Here is a 20,771-nt window from a genome sequence, read left to right on the forward strand (position 1 = left end):
ATCCTTTATTCGTTAAATATTGTTAATTTTTTTATAGTACCTTGCGCTAATTCAATAGTTCCATCACAACAAAGCGATATCATCTCAGGATCATGGGTAATAATGAACACTTGCTTGTTTTGCTGGCGTAGAACATTCATGCAGTAAGCAAATTGCTTCATATGATGATAGTCAAGTCCGCTTGTCGGTTCATCCATAATAATCAGTTGTTTATCTGCGGCAATAGCTGAAAGTATGGCTACACGTTGCTTTTCACCACCAGATAACGACATAGGATGCGCATCTTTAAATTGAATGGCATCCAATAGAGAAAGCAGCTTAAGTGCTTCGTTTTCATTAGGTTCTGGCATGGAAAGAAGAATTTCTGATAAAACGCTTTCTGTAAATAATTGATGGTGTACATCCTGCATCACAATACTACTTGCTTTAAGGCACTGCTTTTTCTTAAACGTCACATTGTTTATGTGAAACGTAGGTGAAGATTTTTTGTTGAGACCTGTCAAGGATTTAGCAAACGTTGATTTACCTGCACCGTTGTGGCCAGTGATTGCGATTATTGCTGGAGAGGGGAGGTCAAACCCGTCTATTCTAAGTTGAAAATCATGCTTTACATAAGTGAGTGTATCAGCTTGAAAACGTGAACCCTGATCCACAAGAAAAGTTTGCATAGGTATTAATTCCTCTAGGTGAATCGCTCGAAGGCCTAACTGATAAAGTGCCTCATTAGGGATGTTGAGCATCTCTTTTTGTGTAAAAATATGACTGACTTTCCCCTGCTCCAACACAACAAACCGATCAGCAAGCGTTTGTAAGTAATGAAGCCGATGTTCTGAAATAATAATGGTTTTACCCTGACTTTTCCAAAGAGCAATCATCTCTGCTAGTTGTGCTGTTGCTTCCTGGTCCAAATTAGCAGATGGTTCATCAAGGATTATAATGGGCGGATCATGAATGGCAACAGAGGCACATGCGATCCTTTGTTTTTCACCACCTGAAAGATGAAACAAATTCCGTTTTAAAAGAGGGTGTAACCTAAGCTGTTTTACGATAGAAGCTTTTCTATTTAGTATTTCCACTGCAGGCAACCCCAAGTTTTCCACTGTAAAAACAAGCTCACTATCTGTATCAATGTTATAAAATTGAGTTTTAGGATTTTGAAAGACTGAACCAGTAAGCCGCGAAATTTCGTGTATCTCCAAAGATTGAATGTCCTGATTATCCAACCTAACTGAACCTTCCAGTTGTCCCTCAATATAGTGGGGAATAAGTCCATTCAATAATCTTGTAATCGTTGTTTTTCCGCAACCAGACTTACCACATAGGACGACTACCTCACCCTGTGAAATAGTTAAATTAATATTTTGTAAGGACATTTTTGTTTGATTGTTATATAGAAATGAAACATTTTCGAGTTGAATCATAAAAGTACCTCCCAAATAAATACTAACCATACCAAAATACTTATGAAGATCAACAAAAAATCCTGCGGGTAAAAACGAAGCTGACATACATTTGTTCTAATTACTGGAGCCGATAAACCACGTGTTAATGATGTCATCGTTAACTCATTGCCAATCGTTGAGGCTGATACAATGAGCGGAATAAGGCGATATTCCATTGCCTTGAAAGGATGTAACAGCATAGAGAATCCAGTGAGCCCACGGAATGCCATTGCCTGCTGAATATATAAATATTCATAGCTAAGTGTAGGGAAAAAGCGAAACATGACAGAGAGTGAAATAATGAGACCTTTTGGAAAATGTAATTTTTCCATCGCTGCAATGAGTTTGCTTATAGATGTAGTGGACACAAGAAAATAGCCCATCATGATACCAGGAAGTAATCGTAGGGAAATGGAGATTATTCCTAGTGATAGATAGAAAATAAAACCGTGTAAATAAGGAGCAACAGTAAACTGAAAGATAGAAAGAAACAACAACAACATCAAATAATAAGATGCTATCTTGTATTTTTGATAAATGAACAATAAAATGAATGGAATAAACCATAGAATGGGCAGTATGTATAGGAACCAACCGCTTTGAGGAACACTCACTGTGATGATATTTATAGTAAGTGTCAGCAATAGTTTGGTTCTTGGGTCTATCTGTATCTTTTGAGACTTGCTTAGTTTCATTTATACAATCCCCGATTTCACAAAATGCTTTGATAACAGTCTATTTCCAATCATACCTCCTATAAGACTTGCAACAAATGTCATGAAAATGAATAGAAAAAGTGTCCAATCAGGAATATAACTATTTAATGCATGGGCATAATCAGCCCCGTATAAAGCAGTAATATTAGAAAAATAAGATGTTCTATGGATGTAAATAGGAAGGTACATGCCAATTGTCCATAAACTAAACACAGCATATGATAGAGACATAGAGAATGAACTTGATTTAAGATTTATATAAAGAACGTCTGCAATCAAGCCACAGATCAGCCCAGCAAGAAGAGGATAAAAGCCACTTCCACCCATTAACGTCATAATCAAGCCACATATTATACCACTCAAGGTAATCATGCCGAACCTTTCGGATTTTACCAAAAACAAAATAAATGGAACTCCACCAAAAACGCCAATCAGAATAGGTAAGATTGCATTAAAAATAGGCATGTAACCTAACAATGAGATAGCAAATAGAACGGTGAAGTAAATACTCGTATAAATTCCCACTGTCATAAAATCTTCTGTACGTAATGCTCGTTTTTTTGCCATAATAATAGCTCCTTTCGAAATGAAGAAATAAACTTTAACAGGTTATTTTCTTTTTTTTTTGGAATAATTAGGGTTATACTCATGTCGAGTATATTGATAATGATAATCATTGTCAATTGTTATTTGTGACAAAATAAAATTTTTAAAAATAACTAGTAATGACTATTGTATTTAATTTTAGAATATTTTAGAATTTAATAAAGTACATGATAATGATAATCATTATCAATCAAAAGATTATCTCAACAACATTTTTAAAAGGATTCTAAAATATCTTAGAAGGTTGGAATTTACTTGTTAAAAATCAGTCATATCCAATGTAGAGTAAACAATATTAAAAAGGCTGTTAGCGATTTTGAAAAAGCGGGATTTCATGTTGAGTGGGGAAGGAATCCAAAAAATTCTCTTAATGCGTTTATATGGTTTGAACAGGGTCCCTTTCTCGAATTATTTGAAATGAAACGGTTTATGTCAGCTATAAGTTTTCCATTAGGAATCATTTATGGAAAATCGATGCGAGAACGCTGGCAGAAATGGATGGTTCAACGTGAAGGCTTAATTGATTTTGCTTTAGAAGGTTATGAGGAAGACATTGCAAAGCAAGAAAATTTAAATTTAGTAAAAAGGAAAATAAATAATTTAGGAATAGGCACTTCTAAAGTACTGAATGGTCGCAGGAAGAAGCCGTCAGGAGAGGTTGTAACATACGGTTTTTTTCTCTCTATCACCTAGTGAATTGCCTTTTGTTGTTTCCGCTTATAGTACACCCCAAAGGCCAAAGCATATTGAGCATTCAAACGGATCTAAATACATCCACTCGGTGTCCGTTAGCTGCACAAAAGAAACGAAGGGTATACTGAATACCATTTTGATAAATAAGGCAATGTTAGCTATCAATGAGTCTAATAAATTTCAAATAGACGGCATCACAATTGAGGGTTTATCAGACAAAATCGACGCTAATTTACTGCATGGAGCAAATTTGATGCGCAAAGAATACATATTACAAGAAAAAGGTGAGGATCGTATTGAACAAAACTTTGAAGCACTTTAAAAATGAAATATACAAATTAAAAGCACAAGGAATAGAACTATGGACTAGCGATGGTAAATTGAATTTTAAGGCTGGGAAGCATCAAATATCTGAAGAAATCATGACATTTCTTAAAACGTATAAAGATGAGCTAATGGATGTATTAGAACAGGAGGGACAAGACAATACATTCCCTTTAACTCCTATTCAATCTGCTTATTTATTAGGAAGTATGGATAGTTTCGAATACGGAGGAGTATCTAGTCATATTTATATGGAGCTCGAATACCTCCATCTAGATAAAGAAAAAGTTGAACATGTGTGGATGTCATTAATAGATCGACATGAGATGTTAAGAACAACAATTAATCATAATGGATACCAAGGTGAATTGGAACAAATGCCGAAATTGGAAATATATTATGAAGACTTGACAACTAATGGTGTCGATGACTGGAATCGCCTTGATGCCATTAGACAACAGTTGGGAAGTAAAAGATATTCACCGGATTGTTGGCCGTTGTTTGATATTGCATTGAGTAAAAGAATGCATGGGACAACAATGCATATTTCTTTTGATTTTTTAATAGTTGATTGGGCAAGTATTTGGATACTAATAAAAGAGTTCGAAGTACTGTATTTTAATGAAAATGCAACATTACCGAACAATGATTTTACCTTTAAAGAGTATGTAAAGTTGGAAGAAGAAAGGAGTTATCAAGAGAAATATAAAGAAGATAAAGCTTATTGGTATCACAGAGTATTGGATCTCCCGACTTCACCCACACTACCTAAATTGCCATTATCACAAGATGAAAAATCCTTTGAACGATATTTTATCCAATTAGAAAAAAACGATTGGGATAAATTAAAACTTGCTATCGCCAATAAAGGTATAACCGCTACAAGTGTTTTATTCACCTTATATAGTCAATGTCTAGCTAAATGGAGCGTAAATAAGCACTTTATCATCAATCTTATACTTTTGAATAGATTACCTGTTCATCCCGATGTTAACCATATAGTTGGTGATTTTACATCCATTAATTTAACAGAAGCTGACTTTAGAAATGCACAAGCACCCTTTATTAACAATGTGAATACGATTCAACAACAAATGTTTCGTGATTTAGATCATAGCAGTTTTTCGGGAGTAGAGGTGTTGAGGGAAATTACAAGACAAAAAGGCCAAACGCATGCTTTTATGCCATTTGTGTTCACGAGTGCCATTAACCTAATTGATTCACATGGTTTAATAGGAAAAATGAATGAATATGGTATTAGTCAAACACCACAAGTATTTATCGATTGCCAAGTCATGGATGATGATAATGGCTTGCGAGTGAACTGGGATGTAAGAAAAGGCGTTTTTCCTGCCAATTTAATACAAGATATGTTTTTGTCATTTGAAACAGCCTTAAAAAGGTTGGTGCATGATGATAAAGCGTGGGAATCAACGGCATTAGTTACACTGCCAAAACAACAAATAAAACAAAGAGAGAGTGTGAATTTCACTAAAAATACTAACGAACGAAAACGTTTGTTACACCAAGGATTTTTTGATCAAGCATGGAAGCAACCGAATAAAATAGCAATGATAGAGGGGAACCATCATCATTCATATCAAGATTTGCGTGTCATGGTATTTAAATTAGGGACCTTACTTCAGAAGCATCAGGTAAAAGAAGGCGATAAGGTAGCGATCATTTCCGACAAACCAGTATACCAGGTTACGAGTGTGTTAGCGATATTATCATTGGGAGCGGTTTATGTGCCAATTGACAAAGCACAGCCGATTAGTCGAATAAAAAAAATAATCGACCAAAGTCAAGTGACTGCTATTCTAATTGACGAGCGTAATTCCATGTATGACTGCTTAGATTGGCGATTAATTATATGTAGTCAATTAGAAGAAGTAAAAACAACATCAGCATACGACGTTTATAAAGGTGATCCCGATACGCTGGCATACATTATTTTTACGTCGGGTTCAACGGGAGAACCAAAAGGTGTAGCCATGTCCCATGCTGGAGCAATGAATACGATTCAAGATATCAACAGACGATTTTGTATGACGAGTAACGATCGAGTCCTGGCATTATCAAAACTTCATTTTGACCTCTCTGTCTATGACATCTTTGGTTTGTTAAGTGTTGGTGGGACGATTGTTTATCCTGAACAAGAACACCTATATGATGCTAGTTACTGGTTAGAATGTATTAGAACGAAGAACATAACACTGTGGAATACGGTGCCAGCACTTATGAAAATGCTGCTAAGTAGCGTGGACGAAATAGAACAAATAAATATTAAAACGATGAAAACGATTTTATTATCTGGAGATTGGATACCGCCTAAAATGGTGAAACATTGTTCAACGGTTTTCCCAGAAAGTTCGATTGTTGCCTTAGGTGGTGCCACAGAGGCAGGTATTTGGTCAAACTATCACCTATGCTGTGAAGAAGACTTTGTTAGAGAGACAATTCCATATGGATATCCTTTAGCAAACCAACGCTTTTATGTTTTGGATGAAAAAGATGAAGATTGTCCGAATTGGGTTCGTGGAGAATTATATATTGGTGGTGAAAGTCTTGCGCTAGGATACTATAACAATCCTCAACTAACGAAAGAGCGATTTATTACAAATATTAAACAAGAGAGAATATATAAAACGGGCGACTTTGTAAGGTATATGGATAATGGCGAAATCGAATTTATAGGGCGTCTCGATAATCAAGTGAAGTTAAGAGGGAATCTCGTAAATTTAGGAGAAATCGAATCATTATTAAACAAATATGAACGAATTGATACTTCATGTGTTGTCGTACTTGATGATACACATCTTTATGCAGTAGTTAAATTAGTGAACCACGATAGCCAAAGCATTATCCATAGTAACGATTTAATAGACTATCTTGCCAATTTATTACCTCAATATATGGTGCCAGTAAAAATATTTATTGTAGCAGAGCTGAAACTGAATGCTAATGATAAATTAGACCGTCAGTTTATAAAAAATCATGTACAACAGTTGGTTGCAGAATGTACAAAAGATGATGAAATAGGCGTTAAGCAGACAGGGATGGAAAATCAATTACAACAAACACTCATTCATTTTGCAACAGAAGTGCTGAATGTAGAACATATTCAAGTAAGTAAAAATCTATACGATTATGGCGCAGATTCCTTAACATTATCGCAATTAGCAGGAAAAATAAAAAAAACCATTGAGAATGATAATCAATATCAAGATATAACTTTTGATTTCATTCTTCGACAACTATTAAATGAGCCCATTATTGAATCGATTGCACAGAAATTAAATCAAAGTGCAGCTAGAGAAACAAACGGTTCAGAGCAAATTGGCGAACTAAACTCTTCCCAATCGATAGGCTTATTAAAAGAAGAATCATTTTCGTATGGGGATCCTCTACGTATTGTCGTACATGCAGGATTAGGGACGATGAATGCCTTTCAATATTTGAATAAACATTTAGCGAAACAAGGTGTTGGTACAGTTGTCAGTATCTCCGTTCAAGACATTAATAAATATTTAGCTATTGATTCTTCCGTATTAATTGACTGTTTAGCGGATGATTACGTCTTGCAAATAATGGATAGGGAACCAAGTCAAGTTCAATTGATTGGTTATTGTATGGGTGGGCTTATAGCTCTTGAAATAGCCAGAAGATTAATGGAAAGAGGAGTTGAAATCATAGATTTTACATTAATTGATAGTGCTCCCGTCTTGTATGAAATTGAAGATTCCATTCCATTAGAATTAATTTTTATTACTAATTTCTATATTACGGTTGAAGATGTATACGAAGGCGCTTCAAATAATGAATTAATGGATGCGATTATGTATGTTTTTTATCAAAACAATGAGAGTTTAAGTGCATCAAATCTTGAGGAATTAAAAAATGAACCAAAATACGAAACAATCTATCGATTCTTAAAGAAACTATCGCAATTAAGTAGAAAGCAACGATTTAAAGATTATAAAGCAGTAATTGAACAAAAAACGGGTCAGATCATTGCGGATGAAATGTTGGAAGGATACTACAACATTTATTTGCAAAGTTTTAAAGGTTCAAATATACGTCCAATGGCTTACTTTGGTGATATTCGTTATTTAGTGGCAAAAGAAGATATGGACTTCATCTTTACCAATAAACAGGATACGTTGAAGTTTTGGAAAGAACTATGTATTGGGGATTTTGAGGAAACATCAATCGAAGGAAATCATATAACCTGTATAGAAGATGACGAGAATGCATGCAAAGTTGCTGAAAAGCTACTAGAACCAATTAATAAACTAATGGGGAGTATCAATCGCCATGAATAAAAAATCGATAGGAATTGTTGGTGCAACAGGACAAGTAGGTATAGGAGTTGTCGAAACACTATTAAAAAACAATCAATATCAATTATTACTAGGATGCAGAAAGATAGACAAGCTAATTGGGAAGTATGGTGAAGAATCGGAAACCATGCAATATAAAGTTGTCGATGTCTTTGATGAAGTTAACATTATTTCCTTTTGTGATAGCTGTGATGTAGTTATTAATGCCGTTGGTCCTTCTTCCATTGTCCTTGATCGAGTCGCCAAGGCTTGTATGTTTACGAACACACACTATATTGATGTATCTGGCGATAAAACGATGAAAGAGGCGATAGAAGAGGCTCTTGCGAAGCATGATAGTTCCATCTCTCTAGCAATTTCCGCTGGTGTCTACCCAGGTTTGACCGAAATGTTTCTATCTTTTTTGTTACAAAAAAACAAGGAATCCATTGATCATGTAAGCTGTTATTTTGCTGGTAAAGGTAATTTTTCTGAAGCAGGGGCATATGACATTGTATCTAGCTTGGAAAAGGATGAAGGACATGGGATGGCCTATTACTGTAACGGCGATATTAAGAAATTAACATCAGGAATAGGTAGCCAAATCATATTACCGTCACCGTTTAATCAAGTATACGCTTTACCAATTATCAGCAAAGAATTTATGCGGTGTTTAGAAGTTTTTGATATTACAAATGCCTATTTTTATAATACATTCGCTACGCAGAAAATGTTAACTGATTTCATTATGATTAAGGCAATGCAGCAATTCAAGACACATGAGGAAAAGAGAGCTTCTGCTAATCGTTTGATTGAAACCTATACTACTCAAGATGAAAGTCAAGGATTCATCATCTATGTAACATGGGGTGTAGACAGCAAGAAAAGAACGAGTTGGTTACAAAGTAACGCTAACTGGAATTATTGCTCTGGTGTCGTGGCTGCTTGCGTAGCCATGCAAATGCTAGAAATGGACTTAACACAAGAAAAAGGATGCTACTTTGCTCAATCAATCGTGGATATGGAAGAATTATTTAATCAACTACTAAGAACAGGATATATCTCCATTAGTGGATGATCTATCGGCAGGGGAGAATTCGTGTGGATGTAGAGAAAATAAAAATCATTAACATGATACAAGGTTATTCACAGTCGTATATCGTTTACAGCTCTGTGGAATTAGGAATATTCAATACATTATTCACACAAAGCATGACGAATCAGCAACTTGCAAAAGAACTACATCTCTCTGCTTCATTATTAGAACGTTTTATGAAGGTTCTCATGGCAATGGATTTAGTTCATAAAGAGGATGATTGCTATCAATTAACTTCTTTAGGGAAGAAATTATCGGGTAATAGCGAAGAAACAATGGAGCCAATCATTTTGTTTAATGGAAGAATATGCATGAAGGCGTGGGGTTTTTTTCATGAGGGTCTGTCAATGAACAAATCGCCAATTGAACTAATGGAGGGAGAAGCTTTCTTTGACAGTAACGTAGACAGCGACCATAGGCTAACTACGTTTAATCAAATGATGCGTCAATCGAGTATGCACCTGAATTTAGATATATTGTTCCAAACAAGAAATGTAGAGGAGATCAAGCAAATAGTGGATATAGGAGGTGGTGCGGGAGATGTTATTGTCCAACTTTTAACAGGTTTTCGTTTTGCTGAAGGAATCATCCTCGACAAGGACTATATAAGAGAAGAAGCTGAGCGAACAATTCGTACGCATGATTTAGAAAGTCGTTGTCGATTCGAGGAAGGAGACTTCTTTTTACCAATTGAACAAAAATCGGATGCTTATATATTATCTAGGATTCTTCATGACTGGGATGATGATCATGTACGGGCAATATTAAGGAACATTGCGGAAGTTATGACGGATAAAAACGTATTGTTTATTATTGAAAAATTATTACCTGAAAAAGTGACCAAACAAACACTTCCCGCTTTTTTAGGCGATATGCATATTTGGGCATTATGTAATGGCAAGGAGAGGACTGAAAGAGAATTTGAAGAACTACTCCAGCAAGAAAATTTATATATTGCCAGGAAGCATTTACTAGATACAGATACTGTCATACTGGAGGTTAGAAAAAATGTACAGCATACAGACAGAAGATATGATTACGAAGTTTGTGGAGCACTATGAAAATACGGGCTATCTCGAACCATTTTCTTTAGCGGATGCATTAAAAAATTGGGCAGATGAGTACAAAGGCAAAGTAGCACTAGTAGATCAAAATGGATCATTAACTTATGAGGCATTATATCGATCAGCCAACTTTTTGGCCCAAGGATTAAGCGTTAAGGGTATTCAAAAAGGAGACAATGTACTCGTTCAATTACCGAATAATATGTATTTTGTGAAGGTATGTTTTGCTTTATTTATTATGGGCGCGAGGCCAATTTTACTATTGCCAACACATCGAGAAAAAGATATTAGCAATATAGCTAAATTAACAGAGCCAGTAGCAATGATCGTTCCATCATCATTTCATGGTTATGATTATACATTAATGGCTTTAAAAGTAGCCAAAGAACAGCAGAGTATTAAGCTAATTTTGACAGATGAACACAATGATAACTTTATTTCTTTACAGGATATTGAATCTGAGTCGTGCACTCACAATGATCGTTTCATGAAACATCAGTCCTCTTATAAGGATGTAGCTCTATTTTTACTTTCAGGCGGCACTACAGGTATACCGAAAGTAATTCCCAAACTTCACACTGCGTACTTGTACAATGCTAAAGCTGCAGCTGACCATTGCCATGTGACTGAAGATAGTACGTATCTTGCAGTGTTATCGATTGCTCATGATTATCCTCTTTGTTCTCCTGGAGTAATGGGGACTTTAAGTAAAGGAGGGAAAGTTGTACTAAGTTCAACGAGTACATTTGATGAAGTACTTGAATGGATTGAAAAAGAGCGCGTCACTTTTACGTCTATCGTACCTGTTATTGCAAATTTGTGGGTAGAGTCATTAGCTTTGGAAGAACAAGCAGATATATCTTCCATTGACTATATTTTATTAGGGGCAGCCAAGTTAGAGAGGCAATTAGCACATCAATTGATGACACAATTTCAGTGTCAGTTAATTCAAGGTTATGGGCTTGGAGAAGGCATAACGTGTTTTACTTCGCCAAATGATGATATGGAGACGATTATCTCATGTCAAGGTCGGCCAATTTCACAGGGCGATCAATTCAAAATAGTTGATGAGGATGGCAATGAGGTACTTCCAGGTGAACCTGGTGAGCTTATCCAAAAAGGTCCTTATACGTTTCTAGGTTACTATAATTCACCTGACATCAATAGAAAGAGCTTTACAGAAGATGGCTTTTTCAAGACGGGAGATAAAGCACGCGTAACAAATGAAGGAAATATTCAAATACTTGGGCGAGTAAAGGAACAGATTAATCGGGCTGGAGAAAATATAATACCGAGTGAAGTTGAAACCTATATTCTTGAACATGATGAAATAAAGGATGTTTCTGTTGTCGGTGTTCCAGATGTAGAGCTAGGTGAACGAATATGTGCATTTGTTGTGAAAAAAGGTCATGAATTAGCCTTGACTGAACTATGTAAATTTTTGATAGAAATCGGTGTTGCACATTATAAACTCCCTAATCAGTTGGTTTATGTAGATGCCATACCCTATATCAATGTAGGGAAGTCGAACAAGAAAAAATTAGTTGAAGACTATATAGAGTAGGAGGAAAGGAAATGCATCAAGAAGATAGCTATCTACAATGGCAAGCATTTGAAGAAGCGGTATGTAATATGTTGAATCATGGCGAAATAATGGCAGAAGATGAAAATTTGCTCAATATGGGATTATCGTCCATTCAGATGATGAAGCTGATAAACATAAGTAAAAGACTAGGATCCCGCCTGACGTTTGAGGAAATAGTGAAAAATCCCTGTTTAAAAGATTGGAAACGATTATTTATAGAGAAATCAATAGCGGCAGAAACTATACATCGTAAAGTTGAAATAGATAATGTGGACATGTATCAACCTTTCTCATTAACAGAAGTTCAGCATGCTTATTGGGTAGGGCGTTATGATGGTCAGTACCTTGGTAATGTAGGCTGTCATGGGTACTTAGAGATTAATGTTCAACAGATAGATACAGCTAAACTAGATGCTTCTTGGAGGAAATTACAAGAGCATCATCCTATGCTAAGATCAATTTTCACAGTGGATGGGCAACAATGTATCTTGAAAAAATCGCAGGTAAGGCCGTTAATTATTCACGATTACCAAATGGCGGACGAGCATCAGATTAAACACCATTTACAGGAGATGCGAAATCAAACATCCCATAGACTACTAAAGATTGAAGAAGGTCAAGTAGCAGAATTACAAATCACGTTATTACCTGAAAATAAAGGCCGATTGTTTTTCGATATCGATCTGTTAGTAGCAGATGTTCAAAGTTATCAAATTATATTAAGAGATTTAGTGGCGTTATATAATAGAAATATGCAGCCTAATGCGCCTCTTGAATGGAATTTTGCTACATATTTGTCAGAAAAAAACGAAGAAAATAAAGAAGAAATACAAAAGGCCAAGGCTTATTGGACAAAAAGGTTAGAGACATTACCGACCAAGCCATTATTACCTGTTTCAAATAAGTCAGAAATAAATTCTAAATTTCATCGGCGTTCTTTCTTTTTAACTGCTGATTTATGGAAGAAATTACAGCGTATTTCTGCTAAATCTGGTGTAACACCGGCTATGGCCTTGTTAACTATTTATAGTTTAATTCTCAATAAGTGGAGTGAAAATAATCATTTTTTAATAAATATTCCGTTATTCAATCGACAACTATCTGATAAATATAATATCGAAGAAGTAGTAGCTGACTTTACAACTTTGCTGTTATTAGAAGTCGATTTAAAGGAGCAAAGGTCATTTTTACAGGACGTTCAAACGATTCAAGCACAATTTCATACAGATATGCAATATACCGCTTATTCGGGTGTTGATGTGCAAAGAGATTTTGTGCGGCAGCATGTTAGTGAACAACAAATTGCACCAGTCGTTTTTTCATGCAATATCGGTTCCCCTTTATTGAATGAAGAGTTTGTCGAAGTTTTTGGTGATATCCACTATATGATTTCACAAACGCCTCAAGTTTGGTTGGATTTCCAAGTGTTTGAGCAAGGTGGTGGCTTACTATTAATTTGGGATAGTATAGATGACGTATTTAGACCTCATGTATTGGATGAGATGTTTACAAGCTTCAAACAGACGGTAGAACGCGTAGCCAATGCTGAGGATTGGTCAACACCTTTACTAATTCCAATATTAGAGCAACTAAACGTAAGAAAAAATGTGTTAACGGAAATGGAAATTGAACCGACTTGTCTGCATGCCCCATTTTTTGAACAAGCGCAGCGATTTCCTGATGTAATAGCATTAATTTCTCCTTCTACTAACAGGTCATTAACCTATGGTGCTTTAAAAGAAAAGGCACTCATTATCGCAAATTATTTAAAAAATAACGGTATTAAAAAAGGAGATACGGTTGGGATAGTAATGGAACGAGGCATCAATCAAATAGCTACTATCTTAGGCATTTTAGCAGCTGGGGCGGTATATGTTCCAATTGGTCTAAAGCAGCCGTTGTCTCGTAGAAACAAAATTTATCAAGCCGCGGATATACGTGTTGTTGTAACGGATCAACCTCAATTGGACGATAACGGTAGCATTTCGGTTTTATCTTTTGCAGATGCAGAAAAAGGTTGTCAAAGCGCTGAAATCATCTACGATGCATCATCCACCGCATACATCATTTTTACTTCAGGCTCAACTGGTGTGCCAAAAGGTGTAGAAATGACCCATGAAGCTGCATGGAATACAATTCATGCTGTAAATCAATTACAACAAATTGATTCTTCAGATAGCGTGTTAGCCGTTTCGGCGACTGAATTTGATTTATCTGTATATGATATGTTTGGATTACTTGCTGTCGGCGGTAAAGTCATTTTACTTAGTGAAGATGAGGTTCGGAGTGCAGATAAGTGGGGTGCCTACATTGAAAAATTTAATATAACATTGTGGAATTCTGTGCCGATTTTGTTTGAAATGTTATGCACAGAATTGGAAAATAAAGAGAAAATTATTTCATCAATTAGACTCGTTTACCTATCAGGTGATTGGATTAAACCGGATTTAGTAAAGCACATGCACGTGAAAATGCCGAATGTCACACTGATAGCGATGGGTGGAGCTACTGAAGGGGGGATATGGTCCAATTACTATAGAGTAACAACTGATGAATCGTGTGAGCTTTCTAGTATTCCGTATGGATATCCATTACCGAACCAGCAATATCGAGTTGTCAACGAAAGAGGCGAAGATTGCCCAAATCAAGTAGCAGGTGAATTATGGATTGCTGGCAAAAGTATTGCAACAGGCTATAAAGGGAATGAGCAGCAAACAAACAAGCATTTTATAAATATCGATGGCGAAAGATGGTATCGCACTGGAGACTATGGCAAGTACTTAGACAACGGTATTTTAGCGTTTTTAGGTCGTCAAGATGAACAAATCAAAGTGAATGGACATCGTATTGAATTAGGTGAGATAGAAAGAAGCTTGAAAAGTAACAAAAGTATTAAAGATGCAGTTGTCTTGGCAGCTAGACAAAATAATGGTAACAGCCTTCATGCTTTTATCACTGCTGAAGGTTATGGTGATATTTTTGATATCCATTCAACTTCATCAGATGTTCCAAAGCTTGTACGAAAGGCGTTAGAATCTGTCTCCGAAAGATTTAGTGCCAATGACATTCATCAGACGGAAGCAATGCAATCATTTAGTAAAGAGATGGATCAGCTAACCTGTTATGGGATCACGTTCATCTTACAACAAACAGGGTTTCCTATGAAAAAAGGCGATACTTATTATTTAAAACAAATAGTAGCACAACAAAATATCGATACTAAATATGAAGAGCTTATCAATCAATGGTTTAGGTTTCTACATAAATTCCATTTAGTATCTACAACTGACAATCTATTATATGAAAATATATGTGATTTATCTGATTGCATGATGCCATCTGTCATCAATTACCCAAATATTAAGAAATTCAGCACGTCTTTTATTGAGAGTGGTCAAGCCATTGTTCAAGGACAATTGGCACCAACAGCATTATTATTTTCAGAAGATACATTAACACCAATGGAAGTAATCTGTGAAGAACCAGGTGCTATGGAAAGTACTCAAGAAATAGCAACATTAATAAACATGATTAGCCTGGCTAAAACGAATTGGAAACGACCGTTGCGAATTTTGGAGTTAGGGGCAAGGAGTAGTGCATTTACAGAAGCAATAATCAATCAATTGGCAGAGGTTGATTATCACTATACCATTACGGATGCTTCTATTTACTTTAAAAACAAATTTGAAAAAATTATTTCTGACAATATTAAATTTACTATTTTAGATGTCGACGTGGACCCCATTTTACAAGGGTATCAACGCCAAAAATATGACATCATTATTGCCAACAATGCATTACACAGTATGAAGAATTTGCCACAGGCAATGCGGTTTATTGAACAGCTATTAGATGTGGATGGTTTGATCATTTCTGCAGAAAACACGTTGAATAATAGTTTGCAACTTATTACGACAGGATTTGAAGAACGCGGTTTTACTCAATTTGAAGATGTAAGAAAAGATGTTTGCCAACCGTTATTATGTGATGAACAATGGATAAAAGTTTTTAGCGAAGCGGGCTATTCGAACGTAAAAGTCATTAATCATCCGCAACTTTATGCGCATCATATTTTCATAGCGCAATCATCGCCTGTGAAGATTCAATTAAATCAAAGGAAGCTAGAGGACTACTTAAGCGAGCATATACCAGACTATATGATACCCAAAAATGTAACAATGGTGCAGAAAATGCCCGTTACAAATAATGGTAAAATGAATCGCAAACTGTTAAAAATAAGCGTCGATCTAGGTGTGAATGAGCAGGCCGAGCCTACACGTCCAATGAATGATGTAGAGAAAGGAATAGCTAACATTTGGAAAGTGGTATTAGATAAGCATCAGATTTCATTAGAAGATAATTTCTATCAACTGGGCGGTGATTCATTAATTGCCACACAACTTAATAGTCAATTACAGAAAAAACTAAATTTGCCCACTTCATTGGAATCCATTTTTAAATATCCTAAGTTTAGTGATTTCGTAAATTATATATCGAAGCTGAAAATTGTAGAAAAAGAAGAAAGTAAGCTAACGCATTTACCTAGCATCCAAAGCAATACCAGCCATCTTTATGAGCCGTTTCCATTAACGGACATCCAGCAGTCCTATTGGTTAGGAAGAAGTGGTGTATATGACTTAAGTGATGTGTCAGCTCATTGTTATTTTGAACTTGAGTGTGACGAACTAGACATGGAGGCAGTTAATGCTGCATGGAATCAATTAATTCGTCGTCATGACGTTATGCGAGTGGTTGTTCTAGATAATGGACTTTCTCAGCAAATACTAAAGGAAGTACCTGATTATCAAATTAGGATAAATGATTACAGATATCAAGATAAAGTAGCTTTTGAAAAAGGTGTACTATCTACAAGAAATAACATGTCACATCGTCAATTCAATGTTAGCAAATGGCCTTTGTTTGAAATTGAAGGTAGCTTGAGTCAAGACCAGAAGACACGATTGCACGTTAGCTTCGATAATACAGTTTTTGATGGAAATAGCATTTTTCTATTGTTTGATGAGTGGTACCGATTATACAATACACCGATGTTGAAACTACCGAAAATTAACATCAGCTTTAGAGACTATGCGATTGCACTCGCTGATTTGAAAAAGTCCCTTCAGTATGAAAAGGACATGAACTATTGGGCAACACGTATTCTAAAGTTACCGTCTGCACCTGAGTTACCATTAGAAAAACAACCGAATGAAATCGTAGAACAAAAGTTCACTAGATATCAAGCTGTTTTAACGAAAGATAAATGGAAAGTTATAAAGCAAATGGCACATCAACTTAACTTGACACCATCAAGCGTCATTATGACAGCCTATGCAGAAGTTTTAGGACGATATAGTAGACATCAGCATTTTACCCTAAACTTAACCCATTTTAATCGACTACCTTTACATGAAGACGTAGATAAATTAGTCGGTGACTTTACATCGTTGGTATTGATTGAAATGGATCATCGACATGACAGCAACTTTATTATGCGTTGTCGGGATACACAAAAACAATTATTACAAGACCTAGAACACACACTTGTTAGCGGTGTAGAAGTAGAAAGAATGATGAGGAAAGAAAGAAATCATGTTAATGACACGATCATGCCAATTGTCTTTACAAGTGGCATCGGTGTAAACAAAGATCATTTAGAAGATATTCGTTATTTAGGAAAAATTGCTTATGGAGCTTCTCAAACACCTCAGGTTTGGTTAGATCATCAAGTTTTCGAACAAGATGGTGAGCTCATACTTTCATGGGACGGTATTGAAGAATTATTCCCTAAAGGTATGCTTAACGAAATGTTTGATGTTTATATTCAGCTATTAGATAAGCTAAGCCAGGGCATTAGTGCGTGGCAACAATTATCTTCATTAATCGTATTGCCGGACGCAAAACAAAGAGCGGCGATTCATCAAGCAGCTATAATACCGTCTTCAGAAGAAACATTAGTTAGTCTGATAGAAAAACAGTGTCTTGAAAATGGCACGAATACAGCCATTATCGATTCAACTGTTACAGTTTCCTATAAAGAATTGGACGTACTATCAAAAAATATAGCTTATGCAGTAAGTCGAGCACAACCACAAATTGTCCTTGTATTGATGGAGAAAGGTTGGAAGCAGATTGTTGCGGCACTAGGCATTATGCGAGCAGGTGCAGCTTACTTGCCAGTAGATGTGGATACACCAATTGAACGATTACGTCAAATCATGCAGCAAGCACGTATCAACAGTATGATCACAACGCAGTCTTTGTCTAGTCGATATGGTGATTTAGGTATTAACGTTTATATGGTTGAAGAGCTTATAGTTACGGGAGAAGAACAAACATTACCACTTAGAAAAGTAAAGCCAGATCATTTAGCATATATTATTTTCACTTCAGGCTCTACAGGCAAACCTAAAGGGGTTGAAATCACTCATCGTAGTGTCGTGAATACGATTCAAGATATCAATCGACGTTTTCATGTCACTGCCTCAGACCGAAGTATTGCCTTATCGAATTTCACTTTTGACTTAGCTGTTTATGATGTATTTGGATTACTGTCCGCTGGCGGGGCGGTAGTCATACCAGAAGTTGAAAAGCTAAAAGATCCAGAACATTGGATAGAGTTATTGCATAAACATCGCATTACGATATGGAATACGGTGCCAACCTTTATGGAAATGTTAGTGAATTACCATAAAACGGCTAATACGATGACCAATCAAGGCCATTATTTAAAATGGGTACTATTAAGCGGTGATTGGATTCCATTAACTTTACCAGAAAACATAACAAAAACTTTTAGAGGAGTCAGTGTTATTAGTTTAGGTGGAGCAACGGAATGCTCCATTTGGTCTAACTATTTTATGGTAGATGTAGTGCAAGACAATTGGAAGAGCATCCCTTATGGTAAATCGCTGTCACATCAGCAATTGTATGTGTTGAATAAAAGCTATGAAGAGAGCCCTATCTGGGTAAAAGGGGACTTATATATTGGGGGTATAGGCTTATCAACAGGGTATTGTCATGACGTTGAAAGAACGAAAGCACATTATATAAACCATCCTGTGACAGGGAAACGTATATACAAAACAGGGGACCTGGCTAGATATCTTCCAGATGGCACTATTGAATTTTTAGGTCGTGAAGATCAACAAATTAAAATAAACGGTCATAGAGTAGAGTTAGGAGATATAGAAGCTAACTTATGTCAATTCCCTATTGTGCAACAAGCTGTTGTAACGATGCAAGACAATAAGCTCATTGGCCATCTTAAGCTACATGAACATATCCATAGTGATCTGATTCAAACCATTACAACAAATACGAAGTTCACCCAAAGCATCGAAACAATTAACAATGAGCTAGAGGATACTGTGCCAACATTTAATACAAAGGAGCTCATAGATTATTCAGAGTCTATTGACTGGCTGAGTGTCGGGATTATGTTTTCAGACTTGTATGCTTTACAAATTTTTAAAGCCCAAGGACAAGTATTCATGAAAGAGGATGTCATGAAATCCGTTGTGAATGTCTACGAATCTTTGATGGAGCATTGGCTAGGCTACCTTGTAAAGTATGGCTTTGTAGACAAAAAGGGTGCTAGTTATATTGTTAATTTTAGCGAAGATGGCGCTTGGAACTATATGAGTCTTAAGTTAAACGAATTCAATCTCGGTGAAACAGAGACAACCTTCTATCAGCTGAAGGAGCAGCTGATTGCTTCTCAATGTGCCCGACTAGCAATCTTAAAAGGGGAGCAATTAGCGAAAGCCTATTTACTAGATTCACAGGGATTTTTAACGCCTGAACAATTAGGTCAGTATAATTTATGGAGTCAATATACAGAAGAATTAGTCGTGAATATATTAAAAACATTATCGTCCGAGCAAAATCGAGCTTTAAATGTGATGGAACTTGGTACAAGAACCGGACATGGTACTGACAGTTTTGCTAAGGTATTCGAGAGCTTTGGACAGTACACTTATTGTGATGAATCAACAGACTTTATAAATAGAAAAAAGGCAACCACAACTCAAGAACATATAAAGTTCAAACATTTTGATGTCAATATGCCACCAGATAATCAAGATTTCGTGCTTCATGATTTCGATATCCTCCTTGCTGAGAATACGCTGCATAGAAGTCATCATTTAAAGGACACTATGTCGTATTTAAAACGTTTATTAAAGCCTGGTGGTCTGATCATATTAACGGAGAATGTAAAAAATAATGCACTATTATTAATCACTGTGGCATTTTTTGAAGACGGTTATCAGCAACTTAAAGATTTTAGACGTTTAGAGAAATTGCCATTACTAAATCGGGAAGCGTGGCAAAATTTATGGAACGAAGTAGGCTATACATGTCTATTGGAATGGCCCCGAAGTAACATGAAGTGGTTGGGCGAACACATCATGATATTGGAAGGACCAACACAGATTAAATCTTTAGCACTTAATCATTTTTCACAAGAAGTGAAGAATACCATTCCTAAGTATATGTGTCCAGATCATTATTTCGTTCATGAAACCTTCCCAATAACGGCTAACGGTAAGGTTGACCGGAAGCAACTAACACAATATAAAATGCTTTATCAACCAGATGTTGCGGAGCAAGGCAGACGAGCAGTTACATTAGAGGAACAGGTTGTTGTTAAGGTTTGGGAAGAAATACTAGATACGAAATATAGCAGTGTGAAAGATAATTTCTTTGAACAAGGTGGCGATTCACTAAAAGCCATTCGTTTGATTAATCAACTTGATGAACAGGGCTATGTTTTATCATTGGAAAAATTATTTTTACATCCTACGATTGAGCAGCTGTCTGAGAATATTTTAGAAAAGAATAACGACCGAGATGGAGAAGAGGCACAAGTCATAGGGTCTCTTTAGTAAAGACAAGGGTACTTTGCCAAACAGTTTTAAAG

10 protein-coding genes are annotated in these 20,771 nt (G+C 36.0%); 7 read left to right on the forward strand and 3 right to left on the reverse strand.

Features of this window, described 5'->3' with window-relative positions; genetic code table 11:
* Positions 1 to 5 precede the first annotated feature (5 nt).
* From H131_RS04330 to H131_RS04340, 3 genes are read right to left on the reverse strand one after another with little or no spacing between them, the layout of a single operon-like run.
* The gene (locus H131_RS04330) at positions 6 to 1,421 is read right to left on the reverse strand and encodes an ABC transporter ATP-binding protein (RefSeq protein ID WP_010857842.1); all 1,416 of its coding nucleotides are present in this window, start codon (positions 1,419 to 1,421) and stop codon (positions 6 to 8) included.
* On the reverse strand, positions 1,418 to 2,137 hold the full coding sequence (locus tag H131_RS04335) for an energy-coupling factor transporter transmembrane component T (protein ID WP_036129822.1): 720 nt from the start codon (positions 2,135 to 2,137) through the stop codon (positions 1,418 to 1,420). Before H131_RS04335 ends, H131_RS04330 begins: the two co-directional genes overlap by 4 nt.
* Positions 2,138 to 2,725 carry an MptD family putative ECF transporter S component gene (locus H131_RS04340; RefSeq protein ID WP_010857844.1) on the reverse strand — a complete coding sequence of 196 codons (588 nt, stop codon included), beginning with the start codon at positions 2,723 to 2,725 and terminating at the stop codon, positions 2,138 to 2,140.
* 294 nt (positions 2,726 to 3,019) lie between these two features.
* Here H131_RS04340 and H131_RS04345 point away from each other — a divergent pair, with 294 nt between their 5' ends.
* From H131_RS04345 to H131_RS04370, 7 genes are all read left to right on the forward strand, one after another.
* The gene (locus H131_RS04345) at positions 3,020 to 3,457 is read left to right on the forward strand and encodes a VOC family protein (protein ID WP_010857845.1); all 438 of its coding nucleotides are present in this window, start codon (positions 3,020 to 3,022) and stop codon (positions 3,455 to 3,457) included.
* 151 nt (positions 3,458 to 3,608) lie between these two features.
* Entirely contained in the window at positions 3,609 to 3,779 is a 171-nt protein-coding gene (locus tag H131_RS24220; RefSeq protein ID WP_155242370.1) for a hypothetical protein, read from the forward strand.
* The gene (locus H131_RS04350) at positions 3,754 to 8,106 is read left to right on the forward strand and encodes a non-ribosomal peptide synthetase (protein WP_010857847.1); all 4,353 of its coding nucleotides are present in this window, start codon (positions 3,754 to 3,756) and stop codon (positions 8,104 to 8,106) included. Before H131_RS24220 ends, H131_RS04350 begins: the two co-directional genes overlap by 26 nt.
* Entirely contained in the window at positions 8,099 to 9,181 is a 1,083-nt protein-coding gene (locus H131_RS04355; RefSeq protein ID WP_010857848.1) for a saccharopine dehydrogenase NADP-binding domain-containing protein, read from the forward strand. The genes H131_RS04350 and H131_RS04355 overlap by 8 nt, the downstream gene beginning before the upstream one ends.
* Positions 9,182 to 9,204: 23 nt before the next feature.
* The gene (locus H131_RS04360; RefSeq protein WP_010857849.1) at positions 9,205 to 10,260 is read left to right on the forward strand and encodes a methyltransferase; all 1,056 of its coding nucleotides are present in this window, start codon (positions 9,205 to 9,207) and stop codon (positions 10,258 to 10,260) included.
* Positions 10,208 to 11,827 (forward strand): (2,3-dihydroxybenzoyl)adenylate synthase, encoded by a 1,620-nt coding sequence (locus tag H131_RS04365; RefSeq protein ID WP_010857850.1) that lies wholly within the window; start codon positions 10,208 to 10,210, stop codon positions 11,825 to 11,827. The genes H131_RS04360 and H131_RS04365 overlap by 53 nt, the downstream gene beginning before the upstream one ends.
* 11 nt (positions 11,828 to 11,838) lie before the next feature.
* A complete protein-coding gene (locus H131_RS04370; RefSeq protein WP_010857851.1) occupies positions 11,839 to 20,736 on the forward strand; it encodes a non-ribosomal peptide synthetase in 8,898 nt (2,965 codons plus the stop codon).
* Positions 20,737 to 20,771: the final 35 nt, after the last annotated feature.

Source organism: Lysinibacillus sphaericus OT4b.31 (assembly GCF_000392615.1).
Lineage (GTDB): Bacteria > Bacillota > Bacilli > Bacillales_A > Planococcaceae > Lysinibacillus > Lysinibacillus sphaericus_B.

What these genes read in the sequence shown, in the direction of transcription:
- H131_RS24220 (WP_155242370.1), top strand. Translation starts at nt 3,609, where the DNA reads ATGTTAGCTATCAATGAGTCTAATAAATTTCAAATAGACGGCATCACA.
- H131_RS04365 (WP_010857850.1), top strand. Translation starts at nt 10,208, where the DNA reads ATGTACAGCATACAGACAGAAGATATGATTACGAAGTTTGTGGAGCAC.
- H131_RS04340 (WP_010857844.1), bottom strand. Translation starts at nt 2,725, where the DNA reads ATGGCAAAAAAACGAGCATTACGTACAGAAGATTTTATGACAGTGGGA.
- H131_RS04330 (WP_010857842.1), bottom strand. Translation starts at nt 1,421, where the DNA reads ATGATTCAACTCGAAAATGTTTCATTTCTATATAACAATCAAACAAAA.
- H131_RS04355 (WP_010857848.1), top strand. Translation starts at nt 8,099, where the DNA reads ATGAATAAAAAATCGATAGGAATTGTTGGTGCAACAGGACAAGTAGGT.
- H131_RS04335 (WP_036129822.1), bottom strand. Translation starts at nt 2,137, where the DNA reads ATGAAACTAAGCAAGTCTCAAAAGATACAGATAGACCCAAGAACCAAA.
- H131_RS04370 (WP_010857851.1), top strand. Translation starts at nt 11,839, where the DNA reads ATGCATCAAGAAGATAGCTATCTACAATGGCAAGCATTTGAAGAAGCG.